Below are 16,975 nucleotides of genomic sequence, written 5' to 3' on the forward strand. Positions count from 1 at the left end.
CCGGAACCAGGCAACGCACCCCGACGCAAAACCGGACCGATCCGACCCGACCGCCCACTCACGCCGACTTCACGGAATCAATCATCTAGGCGACCCGCGGGCGCGGGTGCCATGCCCTCAACGACGCACCGGCGAGATGTCGGCGTCTTTCAGCTAGGGCAGGCTCGCCCGCAGCACGTTGATCCTGGTCAGCGCCTGACCGAAGGCGTCGCTGTCGAGCGTGCCGTCGCTCAGCGCGCGGGCCAGGGCGTCCGCGGCCTGGTCGCCCTGGTTCACGTCGCGGGCCGAGGCGAGGATGAGGTCGCTGCCGGCACCCGCGGCGAGCACCGCGCGGTTGCCGGTCGAGCCGTAGCCCGCCAGTGCGCCCGCCTCGAGCGCGTCGGTGATCGTGACACCCGTGAAGCCGTTGCGGGACCGCAGTTCCTGACCGATGACGGTCGGCGACAGCCCGGCGGGCCGGTTCGGGTCGAGCGCGGTGTAGACGGCCCAGGAGAGCATGACGAGCCTGGCACCCGCCGCGATCGCGGTCCGGTAGGGCGCTTCGTCCACGTTCCGCAGCGTCGTCAGCGGGACCGACAGCGTCACCGGTCTGCTGTCGGTGTTGTCGCCCGCGTTGGCCTTGCCCAGCCCAGGGAAGTGCTTCACGGTCGCGGCGACCCCCGCCGCCTGCTGTGCTCCGAGGTAGGCCGCACCGAGGTCGCCGACCACGGACGCGTTGGCACTGAACGACCTCTCGTACTGGTCCATCAGGTCGCCTGGCGCGTGGAACACGTCGAGCACCGGGGCGAGGTTGACGTTCATGCCGACCCCCGCGAGGTTCTGCCCCGCGCCCCGCCCGGCGGCGGTCGCCGCGGCCGAGGGGTTGGCCGAGAGACCGATGTCCTTGTGTGACATGGCGGGTTCGCCGGGCAGGCGGCGGACCATCCCGCCCTCCTGGTCCGTCATCAGCAACAGCGGGTGCCGGCTGGGGCTCTGCGCCGCCGCGGCCCGCAGCTGCGCCACCACGCCGCGGATCTGGGTGAGGCCGGCGACGTTCTCCCCGAAGAAGATCACGCCCGCCGCCTCACCGGCGCGGATGCGCGCGAGCAGCGACTCCGGTGGGGTCAGGCCGGGGTAGGAGTAGATGATCCGCTGCCCGGCCGCCTGCCGCGCGAAGCCGAGCGAGAGGCGGTCGTCCTCGGCTTTCGCCGGTCCGCTCACCATCGTGGCGGCGACCGCCAGTCCGAGAAACACCGCGAGACCACGTCGCATGAGCCCGACCTCCCTGGACGCTGGGTAGGTCGACCTTAACCCTATGTATCCACAACTGGAAAGTTTCTTACCTTGCCAGTTGTCAGGGAACGACCAGCACCGGCCAGTGGCCGGCCCGGATGAGTTTCGTCGCGACCGAGCCCGCGATGCGGTGGCCCGCGCCATGCCGAAGGCGAAGGCCGCCGCCCGCATGGCGGTTTCGGAGCCGTCGATCCCGACGAGCACGTTCCGTGCCGAGTGATCCCGGCGCGGACCGAACTCCTCCACCGTGGACTCGAAGGCGTTGAGCCCGGCCGCGCCGCCGCTCATCGTGCACCCCTACCTGTCCGCGACCGGGTCCGTGGCCACGGTGTCCTCGTCCTTCTTCTCCAGGTCGATCGTCGTGCGCAGTGTGATCGGCTTCAGCAGCAGCGCCGCGATCACCCCGACCACGGCCACCGCCGCGGAGATCAGGAAGATGTGCGCGGTCGCGTCGCCGTACACGGTGTGCACGGCCGTCCGCACCTCCGGCGGCAGCGCCTCGAGGTTCAGCGCGCTGACGTCGCCGGTCGACTCCTGCCCCGCCGGCACGTGCAGGGCGGCGGCCAGGTCGGCGGTGACCCGGTTCGCGAGCACCGCGCCCAGCACCGAGACACCGATGGTGCCGCCGAGCGACCGGAAGAACGTGACCGACGCGCTCGCCGCGCCCAGGTCCCGCAACGGCACGCTGTTCTGCACGGCCAGCACCAGGTTCTGCATGGTCATGCCGACGCCGATGCCGACCACCGCCATCGCGAAGCCGACGATCCACAGCGACGAGTCGTGATCGACCGTGCCAAGACCGAGGAAACCGACCACCAGGGTCATCGTGCCCGCCACGATGTACGGCTTGACCGAGCCGGAGCGGCTGATCATGCGCCCGGAGACGGTCGAGGACACGAACACGCCCGCCATCATCGGAATGGTCAGCAGACCGGCCTCCGTCGGCGAGTAGCCGCGGCCGATCTGGAAGTACTGGCCGAGGAACACCGCACCGCCGAACATCGCCATGCCGACCGCGAGGCTCGCGATGATCGCGAGCGCCGGTGTGCGCTGGACGACGATCCTGAGCGGCACGACGGGTTCGGACACCCTCGACTCCACCAACACGGCGAGTGCGAGTAGAACGACCCCGGCCCCGACCATGGTCGCGGTCTGCCACGACAGCCAGCCGAACGTGTTGTCGACGAACGACACCCAGACCAGCAGGATGCTCACCCCGGCGGCGATCAGGCCCGCCCCGAGGTAGTCCACCCGCACGTCGTCCCTGCGCACGGTCGGCAGCTTCAGCGTGCGCTGCAGCACGGCGAACGCGAGCACCGCGATCGGCACGCCGACGAAGAAGCACCAGCGCCAGCCGAGCCACGACACGTCCACGATCAGTCCGCCGAGCAGCGGCCCGCCGACCGTGGCGACCGCCATGACAGCACCAAGGTAGCCGTTGTACCTGCCGCGCTCGCGCGGCGGGATGATCGCGGCGATCACGACCTGGACCAGTGCCTGCAGGCCACCGATGCCGATGCCCTGGAACGCGCGGGCGGCGATCAACTGCTCGGTGTCCTGGCTGAAGCCGCTGAGCATCGAACCGGCCACGAAGATCACGATCGCGACCTGGACCAGCGACTTCTTGTTGAACAGGTCGGCGAGCTTGCCCCAGATGGGGGTCGTGGCGGTCGCCGTGAGCAGGGTGGCGGTGACCACCCACGTGTACTGCGTCTGGGTGCCGTTCAGCGAACCGATGATCAACGGCAGCGCGGTCGACACGACCGTCGAGCTGATCATGGCCACGAACAGCGCGAGCAGCAGCCCGGACAGTGACTCCAGCACCTCGCGGTGCGCCATCGGCTGTCCGGACGACGTGTCCGCCTCGATCCCCTCGGCCTTCATGACACCCCTTCGAAGCCGTCGGCTACTTCTTGCCCATTGTGCAAACTTGCGCAGTGGGAATCCTATTCCCTCGCTAGGCTGACCGCATGGAGGCCCCGGAGACGACGCTCCGCACCCGCAAGAAGGCGGCGACCCGGCAGTCGCTGCACGAGGCCGCGCTGCGGCTCGCGATGGAGCACGGCCTCGACGGGGTGACGGTCGAGGACATCGCCGACGAGGTGGGCGTGTCCCGGCGGACGTTCTCGAACTACTTCGCGAACAAGGAGGACGCGGTCCTGCACGCGGACCGCGAGCGGACCGGGGCACTGGTGGCGCTGGTCGAGGGCAGGCCCGCCGAGGAGCCGCCGTGGCAGGCGCTGCGCAAGGCCGCGTCCGAGCTGTACCGCACAAGGACCATCCCCGACCCCGCGTGGGTGGCCCAGCTGCGGCTGCTGCGACGACATCCGTCGCTGCTCGCGCGGCAGGCCAGCGACCAGTTCGCCCTCGAACGCGAGCTCGCCGCGGTGCTCATCGCCCGGGGGCAGGGCCTGGACGAGGAACTGGCCCGGCTCATGGCGGCGACGTTCCTCGCCGCGGTGCGCACCGGCGGTGTGCTGTGGCTGGAAAGCTCCGGCGAGCAGCCCCTCCCCGACCTCGTCGACCGACTGCTCAGCCGCTTCCACCCCCGTTGATCTTCGCTAGTGTCCCTCGCCGGAAACCTGGCACATGATTCGGCGGCCCAGCGAGTGCCGGGCCGGCGATACCGCGTTGCCGATCCACCCGAGTGCAACCCGGTACGAGGGCGGCTCGGCGCCTTGCCAGCAGAAACCTGGACCCGCCGACTCACGCACCGCATTTCCGGCGCGGGACACTAGAGTTCCTGTGTGGACCGGATCAACGTGCCCTCAGAGCTCGCCCTGCTGCTGGAGACCTGGCCCCAGCCGGACCGGGACGAACAGGCCTTCCCGTTCGTCACCGTGGACGCCGAGGGCTTCCCGCACGTGATGCTGCTGTGCACTGCCGAGCTGCTCGCCACCCCGGACCGCGGCGCGCTGCTCGTCGCGGTCGCGAGCAGGAACGCGCGGGCGAACCTGGCCCGCAACGGCATCGCGACGCTCATCGCCGCCGACGGCATCGCGGCGCACTACACGAAGCTGCGTGTGCACGACACCGAGGAGCACGACCGCTTCACGCTGTACTCGTGCCACGTCGCCGAGTACAAACGCGACACCCTCGGCATCCCGTTGCGCCCCATGGACTTCCACGCGACCAAGGCGATCGCCGAGTCCGAGAAGTGGGCGGGCACCCGCGCCGCGCTCGCCCGCCGCTGCGAGACCTCGTCCTGATGACCGACGTGCACGTGGTCCACACCGCCGACCTCGACAGTGCCGCCCTGACCGCGGTCCGCGCACTGCTCGACGCCGCGTTCGACGGCGACTTCTCCGACGAGGACTGGGACCACACTCTCGGCGGCACGCACGCGCTGGCGTGGTCCGGTGACACGCTCGTCGGACACGCCGCGGTGGTGCAGCGGCGGTTCCTGTACGAGGGCCGCGCACTGCGCACCGGGTACGTCGAGGGCGTCGCCGTGCACGCCGGTCACCGCCGCGGCGGCGTCGGCGCGGCCGTGATGGCGCCCGTGGAACGGGTCATCCGCGCCGCCTACGACCTCGGTGCGCTCAGCTCCAGCGAGGTCGGCATCCCGTTCTACGAGGCCCGCGGCTGGCAGCTCTGGCAGGGCCCGACCTCGGCGCTCACCCCGGCGGGCGTCGAACGCACCGAGGACGACGACGGCAGCGTCTACGTGCTGCCGGTTGCCCCTGTGACCCTGACCGACCCCCTGGCCTGTGACTGGCGCGACGGCGACGTCTGGTGACGGTCCGCGTCCCGGGGTCACCGGCACCGGCACGCCGTACCGTGGGGCGATGAACGCGGACACGGGACTGCTCAACCCGGTGTGGGCCGGTACCGGGGCGGACACGCTCCTCGCCGACGAGGCGTGGGTCGGGGCGATGCTCGAGTTCGAGGTCGCGCTCGCGCGCACGCAGGCGCGGCTCGGGGTGATCCCGGCCTCGGCGGTGGGGCCGATCGAGAGGGCCGCCGCGCGGGGCGGCATCGACATCGCGGACCTCGCGGTGCGTGCGCGTGGCTCGGCGAACCCGGTGGTGGAACTGGTGCGGGAGCTGACCGCCGCCGTCGCGGGGGACGCGGCGCAGTACGTGCACCGTGGCGGTACCAGCCAGGACGTGTTCGACTCGGCGGCCATGCTGCTCGCCGCGCGCGCGTTGCGCGCCACCGACGCCGACCTGACCAGGGTGGCCGACGCGCTCGCCGGGCTCGCCGACCGGTACCGGCACACGCCGATGGCCGGCCGCACCCTCACCCAGCACGCGGTGCCCACCACGTTCGGGCTGAAGGCCGCCGGCTGGCTGACGCTGGTGCTCGACGCGCGGGACCGGCTGCGGCAGGTGCTCGCCACGCTGCCGGTGCAGGTGGGTGGCGCGGCGGGCACCCTCGCCGCGTACGTCGAGTACGCGCGGGCCGCCGGGGTGCCGGTCGACGGGCACGCCGCCGCGCTCACCGAGGGCGTCGCCGAGGAGCTGGGCCTGCGGGCGCCCGCAGCGCCGTGGCACACGCAGCGCATGCCGATGACCGACATCGGGTGGGTCGTGGTCGCGATGACCGGTGCGCTCGGCAAGATCGCGGCGGACGTGCTCGGCGGGACGCGGACCGAGGTCGGTGAGCTGGCCGAGCCCGCCGGTGAGCTCAGTGGGCGGTCGTCGGCGATGCCGCAGAAGCGCAACCCGGTGCTGGCGACGCTGCTCGTGTCGGCGGCGCGGCAGGCGCCCGCCCACGCGCTGGTCCTCGGGCAGGCGATGCTGTCGGAGGACGAGCGGTCCGCCGGGACCTGGCAGTCGGAGTGGCAGCCGCTGCGGGAGGCGCTGCGGCTCGCGGGCGGCGCGGCACGCACCGCCGCCGAACTGGTGGCGGGGCTGCGGGTGGCGCCGGAGCGGATGGCGGCGAACCTCTCGTCGACCGGCGGCATGATCGTGGCGGAACGGCTGAACGTCGTGCTCGCGCCGGTGCTCGGCAGGGCCACCGCGAAGGCGCTGCTGGGCCGGAGCGCGGGCCGGGTGGCCGCGGGCGATGGCCGGTTCGGCGACCTGCTCGCGGCGGCCCCGGAACTGGCCCCGGTCATCGACCGGTTGCCGGAGTTGCTGGCGCCGGAGAACTACCTCGGCGCGGCCGACGAGCTGATCGACCGGGTGCTGGCCCGCCACTCGACCCGGGACAGCAGGTGATCATCGGGGTGCGGCCCCCGGCGCCTGCCGGTCACCGGCGCTGGGGCAGGCGGGAGCGGGTCCGCGCGGGCGCCGAAGGCGGCAGGGACGCGACGATGTCGGCCAGTGTGTCCGCCGCGAGGGTGCGCCGCCACGCGTCGTGGGCGTCGGCCATCTTGCGTGCCAGCACGCAGGCGTTCCGGCAGTCCTCCTGCGGCAGTGCGCCCGTGCCGCGCTGCCGGATCTCGCGGCACTCGTAGGGCGCCGACGCGCCGTCGACGGCTTCGACGATCGCCAGCAGCGTGATCTCCCCCGCCGGGCGCGCGAGCCGGAAACCGCCACGCGGGCCGGTGGTCGCCGCCAGCACGCCGGCCCGCACCAGCGCCTGCAGTTGCTTCGCGAGGTAAGGCGCCGGCAGGTCGTAGTACTCCGCGAGCTGGGCCGCCGACACGGTCGTGCCGGGCGCCAGCTGCGCCATCGTCGTGGCGCAGTGCAGGACCCATTCCGTGCTCACCGGCAGCTTCACACCTGCGATACTATCGCGGATATTCCGGATCTGCTTAGTCCTAAATCCAGGAGGACCACCATGCGCATCGCCATCGCCGGGGCGACCGGGAACATCGGGGCACGCACCGCCGCCGCCCTCGAGCGGGAGGGGCACGAGGTCGTGCGGATCAGCCGGTCACTGGGCGTCGACCTGCTCACCGGCGCTGGTCTCGACGACGCGCTCACCGGTGTCGACGCGGTCGTCGACGCCACGAACGCGCCGGCGGACGACCGGGACGGCACCGTGACCTACCTCGGCACGGCCACGGGAAACCTGCTCGCCGCCGAGGAACGCGCGGGGGTGCGGCACCACGTGCTGCTGTCGATCGTCGGCATCCACGCCGTCGACGGCAACGCCCACTACGCGGGCAAGCGGGAACAGGAGCGTCTCGTCGCCGACGGCCCGGTGCCGTGGACGATCGTCCCGGTCACGCAGTTCCACGACTTCGCCGAGATGGTCGTCGGCTGGGCCGAACAGGACGGCACCGCCACGATCGCGCCGCTGCTCGTGCAGCCGATCGCGCCGGACGACGTGGCCGACGTCCTCGCGGAACTGGCGACCGGCACGCCGCTCGGCCGCCACGTCGACGTCGCGGGCCCCGAGCCGCAGGACCTGGTGGACATGGCGCGCCGCACCCTGCGGGCACGCGGCCGCACGGTCAAGCTCGTGCCGACCTGGTCCGGGGTGTTCGGCACGCAGATGGCGGGCGAGGTCCTGCTGCCCGGCAAGGACGCGCGCCTCGCCCCCACCACGTTCGACCAGTGGCTCGGCGCGGTGGCTGGCTGACGCCCCCATCCCACCGACGCACCCGGCGTGGTCGTCTCAGCGGCGGGTGAACCGCAGCGCCCCGTCGTTCACCTGGCCGTGCCGCGGTTTCCCCGCCCGACGATCAGCACCTCCACGCCGGGCGCGCTCACCCCTTCCCCGCTGCCCTGGCGCGCAACCGCGACTGCAGCCGGGAGAGCACCGAGTAGTAGTGCGTCGGCGCGATCCTGGTCAGGGCGTCGAACAGGTACGCGTCCGGGCCGACGAGGATACGTGCCTTCCCCCGCTCCACGCCGGCGTGGATGACCGCGGCCGCCTTCTCCGGCGACGTCATGGTGATCGCCTCGAACTGCGCCGCCATCTGCTCCCTGGTGCGCCCCAGCCCCTCGGGATCCTTGCGCACCCGCGCGTTGCGGGCGATGTTCGTGGTGATCCCGCCGGGGTGCACGGTGACCGCGCGGACGCCGGTACCCGCCAGCTCGTGCCGCAGCGACTCGGTGAAGCCGCGGACGGCGAACTTCGCCGCGCAGTACGCGCTCTGGTACGGCATCCCGGCGAGCCCGAACACGCTGGAGGTGTTCACGACGGCACCGGAGTCCTGCTCGACGAGGATCGGCAGGAACGCCCGCGTTCCGTTGACGACGCCGTGGAAGTCGATGTCGTGCAGCCACTCGTCGTCCTCGGCGACGGCGTCGAGCACCGTCGAGGTCAGCGCGACACCCGCGTTGTTGAACACGGCGGCGAGCGGCGCGGGCAGCCAGTCCGCCACCTCACCCGCGAACCGCACCTGATCGGCCGCGTCCCGCACGTCGAGCACGCGGGTAAGCACCCGGCCGGGCACCGACGCGGCGGTCTCCTTCAGCCCGGCCTCGTCGTTGTCGGCGATCACGACCGGGCAACCGGCCCGCGCGAGGCGGACGGCGAGCGCGCGGCCGATGCCGGACGCGGCGCCGGTGATCACGACGGGACGGCCGGTGAGCCTAGGACGTGGGGACATCGGTGCTCCTCGTCGTGCGTGCGCGGTCGTCGATCAGGTCGAGCAGCGCGGGCCACGCGCCCTGCGGCAGGACCTGCTCCCCGCCCGCGTCCCCGATCTCGTCGTGGGCAAGGGAGATCCCCCTGCCGACCGCCACGACCTCCTCGTTCACGGACGGGCTCCCGTCGACGTGGTCTCCTCGGCGGGCCGTGCCTGCGCCGTCCTGCGGTGCACGACCGCCAGCCCGCCCCTGCCCGGCGCGTTGGCGATCCCGCGGGAGTGCCAGCGCTCGGCGGGCTCCGCGGTCGGTTCGAGCGTCAGGTCCCGCAGCACGGTGCGCAACACGACGTTCATCTCCATGGCCGCGAACGTCGCGCCGAGACAGCGCCGGGTGCCGCCACCGAACGGGATCCACTCGTACAGGTCGGGCCGCGACCCGGTGAACCGGGTGGGGTCGAACCCGGCCGCGTCGGGGAACACCGCGTCGTCGTCGTGGATCAGCCCGATGCTGACGAGGATCGAGTACCCCTTCGGCACCACCCAGCGGCCCAGTTCGAGGGACTCGGCCCGCACCGTCCTGCCCACCAGGTCGATCACCGGCCGGTTGCGCTGCACCTCGATGATCGTGGCCTCACGGAGCCTTCTGCCGCCGGCGTCGACCTCGGCGACCAGGTCGGCCAGCACGTCCGGGTGGCGGCGCAGCCGCTCCACCGCCCACGCGAGCGTCGTCGCGGTGGTCTCGTGCCCGGCCGCGAGCAGGGTGAGCAGCTGGTCGGCGATCTCCTGCCCGCTCATCCCGGTGCCGTCGTCGTAGCGGCTCTGCAGCATCATCGCGAGCACGTCGTCGCGCTGGTCGAGGTCGCCCGCGGCGCGCGTCCCGGCCACCAGCCGTTCGATGACCAGGTCGTACTCGCGGCGCATCGCGAAGAAGCGGCCCCACGGGCCGAACCGGCCGCCGAATTTCGGGATCGGCGCGGCGGCGAGCTTCGATCCCAGCGACACCATCCTCGGCAGCAGGTCCCGCAGCTCGTCGAACTCCTTGCCCTGCGCGCCGAACACCGCGCGCAGGATCGCGTTGAGCGTGATCCGCATCGTCGACGGGAGCACCGGGAACGGCCGTCCCAGCGGCCACGACGCCATCTCGCGGAGCGTCTCGTCTTCGACGATCCGCTCGTAGGCGGCGAGTCTGCGGCCGTGGAAGGGCGGGACGAGCAGCTTGCGGTGCCGCTTGTGCTCCTCCCCCGTCAGCGCGAACAGCGACCGGGAGCCGAGCACCCTGCCGAGGTTGGGTTCGATGTTGTCCGCCAGCGCCGGGCCGGTCTGGAAGAGCTGCCTGATCTCGGCGGGGTCGCTGATCACCACGGCCCGGCCGAAGACCGGCACGTTGACCGTGAACGCGGTCCCGTAGCGGGCCCGCAGCCTTGACAGGCCGCGCTTGGGCATCGCCAGCGCGTAGGCGCCCTGGACGAACCGGGGCTTGGCGGGCCCCGACGGGAGGGCGGGGGTCACTGTCGTCATCGAGGCAACACCTTCGCTGTGGTACGCCAACGTACCAAGCCGACGGTACGCCCGCGTACCATCGAGCACAAGAGTGGAGGTACTAGCGTGTCCACGGTGACGACCCAGCAGAGCCAGCACGCGGGCACCGCGCACGCCGGGCCCGGCGGGTTCCGGCAGCGGCTGCTCGACGGGCTCGCCTCGGCGATCGAGGCCGACGGCTACCGCGGCACCACGGTCGCCGACATCGTGCGCAGGGCGCGCACGTCGCGCCGCACGTTCTACGAGCACTTCGACAGCAAGGAAGCGTGCTTCGTCGCGCTGCTCACCGACACCAACACCGAGATGATCCGCCGGATCTCGGCCGCGGTCGACCCCTCGACGCCATGGGCGACACAGGTGCGGCAGGCGGTCGAGACGTGGATCTCGTGCGCGGAGTCCCAGCCGGCGATCATGCTGAGCTGGATCCGGGACGTGCCCTCGCTCGGCGCCGCGGCACGGGAGTTGCAGCGCGAGGTGATGTCCGCGTTCGTCACCATGATCCAGACGTTGTGCGACACCGAGGAATGGCACACCGTACGGACCACCCCGGTCTCGGCGCAGCTGGCGCTCATCCTGCTCGGCGGCCTGCGCGAACTGATCGCGACGACGGTCGAGAACGGCGGTCGGGTCACCGACATCTCCGAGGTCGCGGTCCGCGCCTCGATCGCCCTGCTCGGACCGGCGCCGGACTGACCGACGGGCCCGGCGCGTCGCACGGGCACGAGGTGACGTAGACGGGCACGCCGACCTTCGTCCTGCCTGCCGGGAGCGCCGCAAGTCAGATCGACTCCGCGATGACGACCCGGTTCTCCTCGTAGCCCGCTGGGCCGCCGACCCAGCGGCCACCGCAGGTGACCAGCACCAGCCGGTGCCCACCGTCCTGGCCGAACAGCTCCTGGGCCCGGCTGGGCAGCTCGTCCTTGTGCACGGTGACGAGCCGGCGGACCCGGTAGCGGAAGGTGGCGCCGTCCGCACCGACCACCGTGACCTGGTCACCGACCCGCGCCTCCCACAGTTCGGCGAACGGGCCGGTGGCACCCTTCCAGTTCACGTGCCCGGCGAGCACGGTCGCGCCCCGCGCACCGTCGAACGGCGCGCCCCACCAGGTGGCCTCGCGCACCCCGTCGGGGACGGGCAGCACGCCGTCGACCACCTCCTTGCGGATCAGCGTCGCGGTGCCGCCCTGCGCGAGCCGGACGGTGCCGGGTGCCTGCGCCTGGGGTGGCGGGGGCGGTGGGGGCGGGGGTTTCGGCGCGGCCGGAGGCGGCGGGGCCGGAGGCGGCGGGGCTGGCGCGTTCGCGGTCGGCTCGGCCGGCACGGCTTCCGGTGGCGCCGCCGGCCGGAAGACCTTGCGCGCGGGCTGGGTGACCGCGACCGGGGTTCCCGCGACCGGCCCCGGCACGGTGGTCAGTGCGGCGGCGACGGCGGCCACGACCAGCGCCGCCACGGCCACCGGAACCGCGACCGGCCGCGCCTTCTCCCTGGTCCAGACCTCCCAGGCGGCAGCACCCTCGTCCGCCCACGCCGGTCGCGTCTGCGGTGGCGTGCCCTGCCACAGGTGGTCGGCACGCAGCACCGCACGGCTCGCCGCGTCCAGCGACGCCGCGTCCGGTGGGTCGGGGCTGCGGTGGCCACCCGCCACGGTCAGCCCCGCCGGTGGTCGCCCGCCGCGCGGCGGCGGGCCAGGTGCACGGTCAGCAGCGTCACGGCCAGCACGACCGCCACCAGCGCGATCCAGCCACCGCCCGACATCTGCTGCGCCACGGTGGCCTGCGCGACGGGCGTGCCCGGCGTGTCACCGGCCGGGATCGTGCTCGGCAGCTGCGGGGTGGTGGTCGTGGTGGTCGTCGGCGGCGGGCTCGCGGTCGTCTCCGCGTTCGCGGTCAGCTCCTTCTCGCCACCGGTGCTGACGATGCGCTGGGTGTCGACCTCGACCGCCTGCCGCACCACCGGCACCTCGGCCGGACTCGCGAGAGTGATGTCGATCCGCGGCGCGGCACCGGTCGGCGTGACCGCCAGTGCCAGCGGTTCCTCCGTGGTGGGCAGGGTCGCGGTCGTGACCTGTTCCCCGTCCGGGCCGGTGAAGGTGGCGTCGACCGCGTCGATGGTCACGGGCACCTCCGCGACACCGGTGCCCGCCGCGTTGTTCACGGTGATCGTCCAGTCCGCCGCGACGCCGATGGTCTGCGCGCCCTCCGGCGCGGTGACCGCCGCCGTCCACGGGCCGCGGTTGGCCTCCGCGTCCGCCCGCAGCTCCTGGACCTTCGCCTGCGCGCCTGCCGGCAGCTTCGACAGGTGGAACGGCGCGTCGTAGGCGATGTGCCGGAAGTCGTTGGACGGGTCGAGCTGGGCGGGGTTCTGGGGGCCCGCGGTCCAGCTGTGCAGCAGGTGGGCGAGCGCGGCCGCCTCGTCCTGGCTCGTGGTGCCCGCGTGGCGCAGCAGCAGGTAGGAGATGTCCGCCGCGACGTCGGCCGGGAGGTCGGTGCCCCACTTGGTCTTCAGTGCGGCACCGGGCTGGTACTGCTCGTCGCTGTCGGGTGCGAGGTGCGCGAACTGCACGCACCACACCTGCTTCCCGCCGACCACGTACGACCCCAGCCAGTCGGCGGGATCCGGGTTGTCCAGGTACGGCTGCGCGGGGGTCGTCTCGTGACCGACGCCCCGCTGCACCGCCGCGGCCGCGCTCGGCGCCCCGGCGAGGGAGACACCGGCCACCACCGCGGTGACCGCCAGCCCCACACCGAGACGACGGACGGACGACAGCTGCTTTCCGGTGAGCACAGGCACGGGGAAAGCTTTCTGGACCGACCCCTACCCCGACAATCCGCCACCAGAGGGGCCGCGCTCACACGGCCATACCAACGGGGGCGCGCTCACCTCACGGAGAGCGACGAGACGACGATCAGGCCTTGCCCTCCCCCGCCGCCTCCTCCGCCGCGCGCACCTTCTCGCGCACCTCGTCCATGTCGAGGTCACGCACCTTGCCGATCAGCTCGGCGAGCGCGGGCGCGGGCAGCGCACCCGGCTGGGCGTACACCACGACACCGTCGCGGACCACCAGCAGCGTCGGGATCGACGAGATGCCGAACGCCTGCGCCAGCTCCGCCTCGGCCTCGGTGTCGACCTTGCCGAACGTGAGGTCGGGGTTGTTCTCGGCGGCGTCCTCGAACACCGGCGCGAACTGGCGGCACGGCCCGCACCAGGACGCCCAGAAGTCCACCAGCACCGTCCCCGGCCCGCTCACCGCTTCGCCGAAGTTGTCCTTCGTCAGTTCGATCGTCGCCACTGCTCCTCCTTCGTTTCCAGAGTGCAGCGCGGCTGGATGCCCGTTCATTCCCCGACCCGCCACCGACCGGTCGCCGAGTTGAGGAACTCTCGCGGCCGTGTCACCGTTCACCGGTTGACAAGCGCTGACGAGCACGAGAGGACCATGGACCCGTCCCGAAGTACCGGCGTCCGCACCGGACGCCCGACGAGCCCACCCGCCGGTGAGTCACCGCGATGACCACCGTGCTCACGATCCTCGCAGGCATGGCCGTCGTGTTCGGCCTGACCGTGCTCACGGGGTACTTCGTCGCGCAGGAGTTCGGCTACATGGCCGTCGACCGCGCGCGGCTCAAGGCCCGTGCCGCCGCTGGTGACACGGGGGCGGAACGCGCGCTCGGCATCACCCGCCGCACCTCCTTCATGCTCTCCGGCGCACAGCTCGGCATCACGGTGACCGGGCTGCTCGTCGGCTACGTCGCCGAACCGCTGATCGGCGCCGGCATCGGCGAGCTGCTCGGCGGCGCCGGTGTTCCCAAGGCGGTCGGGGTCGGCGTCGGCACGGTGTTCGCGCTGCTGTTCTCCACCGTCGTGCAGATGGTGTTCGGCGAGCTGTTCCCGAAGAACCTCGCCATCGCGAGGCCGGAGCCGGTCGCACGCAGGCTCGCGTGGTCCACCGCCCTGTACCTCTCGGTGTTCGGGTGGCTGATCCGGCTGTTCGACCACGCGTCGAACCTGCTGCTCAAGGCGGTGCGGATCGAGCCGGTGCACGACGTGGAGCACGCCGCGACCCCGCGCGACCTCGAGCACATCGTCGCCGCCTCCCGCGACAGCGGCGACCTGCCGGCGGAGCTGTCCACACTGCTGGACCGCACGCTGGACCTGCACGAGCGGACCGCGCAGCACGCCATGATCCCCCGCACGTCGGTCACCACGATCAACGGCGGCGCGCCGGTCGACGAGGCCATCGACCTGATGGCGACCTCGCACTCGCGGCTTCCCGTGCTCGGCACCGACGTGGACGACGTGGTGGGCATCGTCCACCTCCGCGACGTGCTCGCACTGGCGCAGGAGGACCTGGCCACGACTGCGGTCCGCGACGTGGCCAGACCCGCGGTGATGGTGCCGGAGTCGTTGCCGTTGCCCGCCGTCCTCGCGCGGCTGCGTGCCGCCGGTGAGCAGTTCGGCTGCGTCGTCGACGAGTACGGCGGGCTGGCCGGGGTGATCACCGTCGAGGACATCGCCGAGGAGCTCGTCGGCGAGATCGCCGACGAGCACGACCCCGACGGCGGCGCCGCGCCCGTCCTCCACGAGGGTGCGTGGACCCTGCCAGGGGCAACGCACATCGACGAGGTGGAACGGCTGATCGGCCACGACCTGCCGGACGGCGACTACGAGACGGTCGCCGGGCTCGTCATGGCGACGCTGCAGCGGCTGCCGCAACCGGGCGACGCCGTGCGGATCCCGCTGCCGACGGCGTCCGGTGTCATGGGGCGGACGATCGACGTCACGGTCGAGGCCATCGCGAGGCGGGTGCCCGCCACCGTCTCGATCACGGTCAACGAGTCCTCTGTGGAGAGTGCGCGATGAGTGGCATGAGCACGTGGCTCGCACTGGTGGTCTCGGCCGGGATCGTCGCGCTGAGCGCGTTCTTCGTCGCCATCGAGTTCGCGCTCGTCGCCGCCCGCCGCCACCGGCTGGAGGAGGCGGCGGAGAGGAGCGTCGCCGCAAGGGCCGCGCTCGCGAGCGCCCGTGACCTCTCGCTGCTGCTGGCCGGGTCGCAGCTGGGCATCACCCTGTGCACGCTGGCGCTCGGCGCGATCACCAAACCGGCCGTGCACCACATGATGACGCCGGTGATCGCGGGCTGGGGCCTGCCCGAGGTGACCGCCGACGTGCTCGCGTTCGTGCTCGCGCTGATCGTGGTGACGTTCGTGCACCTCGTGGTCGGCGAGATGGCGCCCAAGTCGTGGGCCATCGCGCACCCCGAGCGGTCGGCGACGCTGCTCGCGATCCCGATGCGCGGGTTCATGTGGCTGACCCGCCCGGTGCTGGTGGCGCTCAACGGCGCCGCGAACTGGTGCCTGCGCCGCTTCGGGGTCGAGGCGGTGGACGAGATGTCCGAGGGCCGGGGACCCGACGACCTGCGTCAGCTCCTCGACCACTCCGCGCAGGCCGGTGCGCTGGACCCGGCGCGCCACGAACGGCTCGCGGCCGCACTGGAGGTCAACGTCCGTCCACTGCGGACGATTCAGCGGCCGATCACCGAGCTGGCCGAGGTTTCCCCCGACGCGGGGCCCGTCGAGATCGCCAGGGTCGCGCACGAGACCGGGCACCTCCGGCTCGTCGTGCGCGCACACGGGCGGCCGCTCGGCGTCGTCCACGTCCGGGACGCCGTGACCCGCGAGGCGGACACGAGCGCGGCGGAGCTCATGCGTCCGGTCCGGACCCTGCCCTCGGACACCCCGATCTACGCGGCACTCAGCACCATGCGGGAGTCCCGCAACCACCTCGCGCTCGTCGAGGAGGACGGGGAGCTGACCGGCCTGGTCACGTTGCAGGACCTGCTCGACCAGCTGCTGCTCGCGGAGACGACCGGCTGATCCCGGACCGGCCCGGTCTGCCCAGCGCGATGCCGGTCAGCACCAGTGCCAGCCCGGCGAACTGCCGGAGGCTGAGCACCTCACCGGCGACCGCGGTGCCGAGCAGCACACCGGTCACCGGGTTGAGCAGCCCGACGAGCCCGACCGTGCCCGCGTCGAGGTGGCGCAGCCCGGCGAACCACGCCGCGAACGCGAGCGCGGTGGCGACCACCGCCACGTACCCGAACCCGAGCAGGGCAGGGCCGTCGAGCGCTGGTGGCGCGCCCTCCACCAGCACCGCGAACGGCGCCACCACGAGCCCACCCGCGACGAGCTGCCACGACGTCAGCGACAACACGTCGATGTCCGCGCTCCACTTCTTGGCCAGCACGTAGCCGAGCGAGGACATGGCCATCGCCGCCACCGACGCCAGCACCCCGCGCGGATCGGCCGGGACCGCGCCGGTGAACAGCATCAGCACGACACCGGCGATGCCGACCGCCGCGCCGGCGAGGTGCCTGGCGCGGGGCGGGGTGGCCAGCAGCAGCCACGCGAACAGCATCATCACGACCGGCGAGGTCGCCATGACCGTGGCCGCGACGCTGGTCGGCAGGAGCTGCGCGGCCAGGTAGATCAGCACGAAGAACGCGCCGACGTTCAGCGTCCCGAGCACCAGCGAGCGCCACCACCACGAGCCGCTCGGCAGCCGCCTGCGTGCGGCGAGCAGGACGAGCCCGGCGGGCAACGCGCGCAGCAGTCCCCCGTACAGCGGCGAGTCCGCGGGCAGGAACTCGTGCGTGACGTAGTAGTTGGACCCCCACGCGACCGGCGCGATCGCCGTGATCAGCGCCCACCGCAAAGTAGCTTCCACGGAAGCAACAATACC

General features: G+C 72.5%; 18 protein-coding genes. 8 read left to right on the forward strand and 10 right to left on the reverse strand.

Going from position 1 to position 16,975, the window contains the following annotated elements:
* Positions 1-153: 153 nt before the first annotated feature.
* Both ACFPCV_RS01480 and ACFPCV_RS01485 read right to left on the reverse strand, forming a co-directional pair.
* Positions 154-1,251 (reverse strand): glycoside hydrolase family 3 N-terminal domain-containing protein, encoded by a 1,098-nt coding sequence (locus ACFPCV_RS01480; protein WP_378053608.1) that lies wholly within the window; start codon positions 1,249-1,251, stop codon positions 154-156.
* 318 nt (positions 1,252-1,569) lie between these two features.
* Entirely contained in the window at positions 1,570-3,156 is a 1,587-nt protein-coding gene (locus ACFPCV_RS01485) for an MDR family MFS transporter (protein WP_378053610.1), read from the reverse strand.
* Between the two features lie 86 nt (positions 3,157-3,242).
* Between ACFPCV_RS01485 and ACFPCV_RS01490 the strand changes: the two genes are divergently transcribed.
* The 4 genes from ACFPCV_RS01490 to ACFPCV_RS01505 all read left to right on the forward strand — a co-directional run bounded on the left by ACFPCV_RS01490 (position 3,243) and on the right by ACFPCV_RS01505 (position 6,437).
* On the forward strand, positions 3,243-3,827 hold the full coding sequence (locus tag ACFPCV_RS01490) for a TetR/AcrR family transcriptional regulator (RefSeq protein ID WP_378053612.1): 585 nt from the start codon (positions 3,243-3,245) through the stop codon (positions 3,825-3,827).
* A gap of 192 nt (positions 3,828-4,019) precedes the next feature.
* Positions 4,020-4,481 (forward strand): hypothetical protein, encoded by a 462-nt coding sequence (locus tag ACFPCV_RS01495; protein ID WP_378053614.1) that lies wholly within the window; start codon positions 4,020-4,022, stop codon positions 4,479-4,481.
* Positions 4,481-5,011, forward strand: a complete 531-nt coding sequence (locus ACFPCV_RS01500; RefSeq protein WP_378053616.1) for a GNAT family N-acetyltransferase — start codon at positions 4,481-4,483, stop codon at positions 5,009-5,011. The genes ACFPCV_RS01495 and ACFPCV_RS01500 overlap by 1 nt, the downstream gene beginning before the upstream one ends.
* Positions 5,012-5,060: 49 nt before the next feature.
* Positions 5,061-6,437 (forward strand): class-II fumarase/aspartase family protein, encoded by a 1,377-nt coding sequence (locus ACFPCV_RS01505; protein ID WP_378053618.1) that lies wholly within the window; start codon positions 5,061-5,063, stop codon positions 6,435-6,437.
* Between the two features lie 31 nt (positions 6,438-6,468).
* Here the strand turns inward: ACFPCV_RS01505 and ACFPCV_RS01510 are convergent, their stop codons facing one another.
* A complete protein-coding gene (locus ACFPCV_RS01510) occupies positions 6,469-6,942 on the reverse strand; it encodes an RrF2 family transcriptional regulator (protein ID WP_378053620.1) in 474 nt (157 codons plus the stop codon).
* Positions 6,943-7,002: 60 nt separating this feature from the next.
* On the opposite strand from ACFPCV_RS01510, the gene ACFPCV_RS01515 reads away from it, so the two are divergent.
* Entirely contained in the window at positions 7,003-7,749 is a 747-nt protein-coding gene (locus tag ACFPCV_RS01515) for an SDR family oxidoreductase (RefSeq protein WP_378053622.1), read from the forward strand.
* Between the two features lie 127 nt (positions 7,750-7,876).
* Here the strand turns inward: ACFPCV_RS01515 and ACFPCV_RS01520 are convergent, their stop codons facing one another.
* From ACFPCV_RS01520 to ACFPCV_RS01530, 3 genes are read right to left on the reverse strand one after another with little or no spacing between them, the layout of a single operon-like run.
* A complete protein-coding gene (locus ACFPCV_RS01520; protein ID WP_378053624.1) occupies positions 7,877-8,725 on the reverse strand; it encodes an SDR family NAD(P)-dependent oxidoreductase in 849 nt (282 codons plus the stop codon).
* Positions 8,709-8,876 (reverse strand): hypothetical protein, encoded by a 168-nt coding sequence (locus ACFPCV_RS01525; protein ID WP_378053625.1) that lies wholly within the window; start codon positions 8,874-8,876, stop codon positions 8,709-8,711. The genes ACFPCV_RS01520 and ACFPCV_RS01525 overlap by 17 nt, the downstream gene beginning before the upstream one ends.
* Entirely contained in the window at positions 8,873-10,222 is a 1,350-nt protein-coding gene (locus ACFPCV_RS01530) for a cytochrome P450 (RefSeq protein WP_378053627.1), read from the reverse strand. The genes ACFPCV_RS01525 and ACFPCV_RS01530 overlap by 4 nt, the downstream gene beginning before the upstream one ends.
* A gap of 96 nt (positions 10,223-10,318) precedes the next feature.
* Between ACFPCV_RS01530 and ACFPCV_RS01535 the strand changes: the two genes are divergently transcribed.
* Positions 10,319-10,936: a TetR/AcrR family transcriptional regulator gene (locus ACFPCV_RS01535; RefSeq protein ID WP_378053629.1), complete on the forward strand. Its 618-nt coding sequence runs from the start codon at positions 10,319-10,321 to the stop codon at positions 10,934-10,936.
* 85 nt (positions 10,937-11,021) lie between these two features.
* Here ACFPCV_RS01535 and ACFPCV_RS01540 read toward each other — a convergent pair whose 3' ends face one another.
* From ACFPCV_RS01540 to trxA, 3 genes are all read right to left on the reverse strand, one after another.
* Complete coding sequence (locus ACFPCV_RS01540; protein ID WP_378053631.1) at positions 11,022-11,885, reverse strand: class F sortase; 864 nt, start codon at positions 11,883-11,885, stop codon at positions 11,022-11,024.
* 2 nt (positions 11,886-11,887) lie between these two features.
* The gene (locus ACFPCV_RS01545) at positions 11,888-13,030 is read right to left on the reverse strand and encodes a hypothetical protein (RefSeq protein ID WP_378053633.1); all 1,143 of its coding nucleotides are present in this window, start codon (positions 13,028-13,030) and stop codon (positions 11,888-11,890) included.
* A gap of 115 nt (positions 13,031-13,145) precedes the next feature.
* Complete coding sequence (gene trxA / locus ACFPCV_RS01550) at positions 13,146-13,529, reverse strand: thioredoxin (RefSeq protein WP_378053635.1); 384 nt, start codon at positions 13,527-13,529, stop codon at positions 13,146-13,148.
* A gap of 215 nt (positions 13,530-13,744) precedes the next feature.
* Here trxA and ACFPCV_RS01555 point away from each other — a divergent pair, with 215 nt between their 5' ends.
* Positions 13,745-15,097 (forward strand): hemolysin family protein, encoded by a 1,353-nt coding sequence (locus tag ACFPCV_RS01555; protein ID WP_378053637.1) that lies wholly within the window; start codon positions 13,745-13,747, stop codon positions 15,095-15,097.
* Positions 15,094-16,110, forward strand: a complete 1,017-nt coding sequence (locus ACFPCV_RS01560; RefSeq protein WP_378053639.1) for a hemolysin family protein — start codon at positions 15,094-15,096, stop codon at positions 16,108-16,110. The genes ACFPCV_RS01555 and ACFPCV_RS01560 overlap by 4 nt, the downstream gene beginning before the upstream one ends.
* On the opposite strand, the gene ACFPCV_RS01565 is transcribed toward ACFPCV_RS01560, so the two are convergent.
* The gene (locus ACFPCV_RS01565; RefSeq protein ID WP_378053641.1) at positions 16,058-16,960 is read right to left on the reverse strand and encodes an EamA family transporter; all 903 of its coding nucleotides are present in this window, start codon (positions 16,958-16,960) and stop codon (positions 16,058-16,060) included. The two genes, ACFPCV_RS01560 and ACFPCV_RS01565, sit on opposite strands and share 53 nt — an antisense overlap.
* Positions 16,961-16,975: the final 15 nt, after the last annotated feature.

The organism is Actinophytocola glycyrrhizae (assembly GCF_042653545.1).
Classification (GTDB): domain Bacteria; phylum Actinomycetota; class Actinomycetes; order Mycobacteriales; family Pseudonocardiaceae; genus Actinophytocola; species Actinophytocola glycyrrhizae.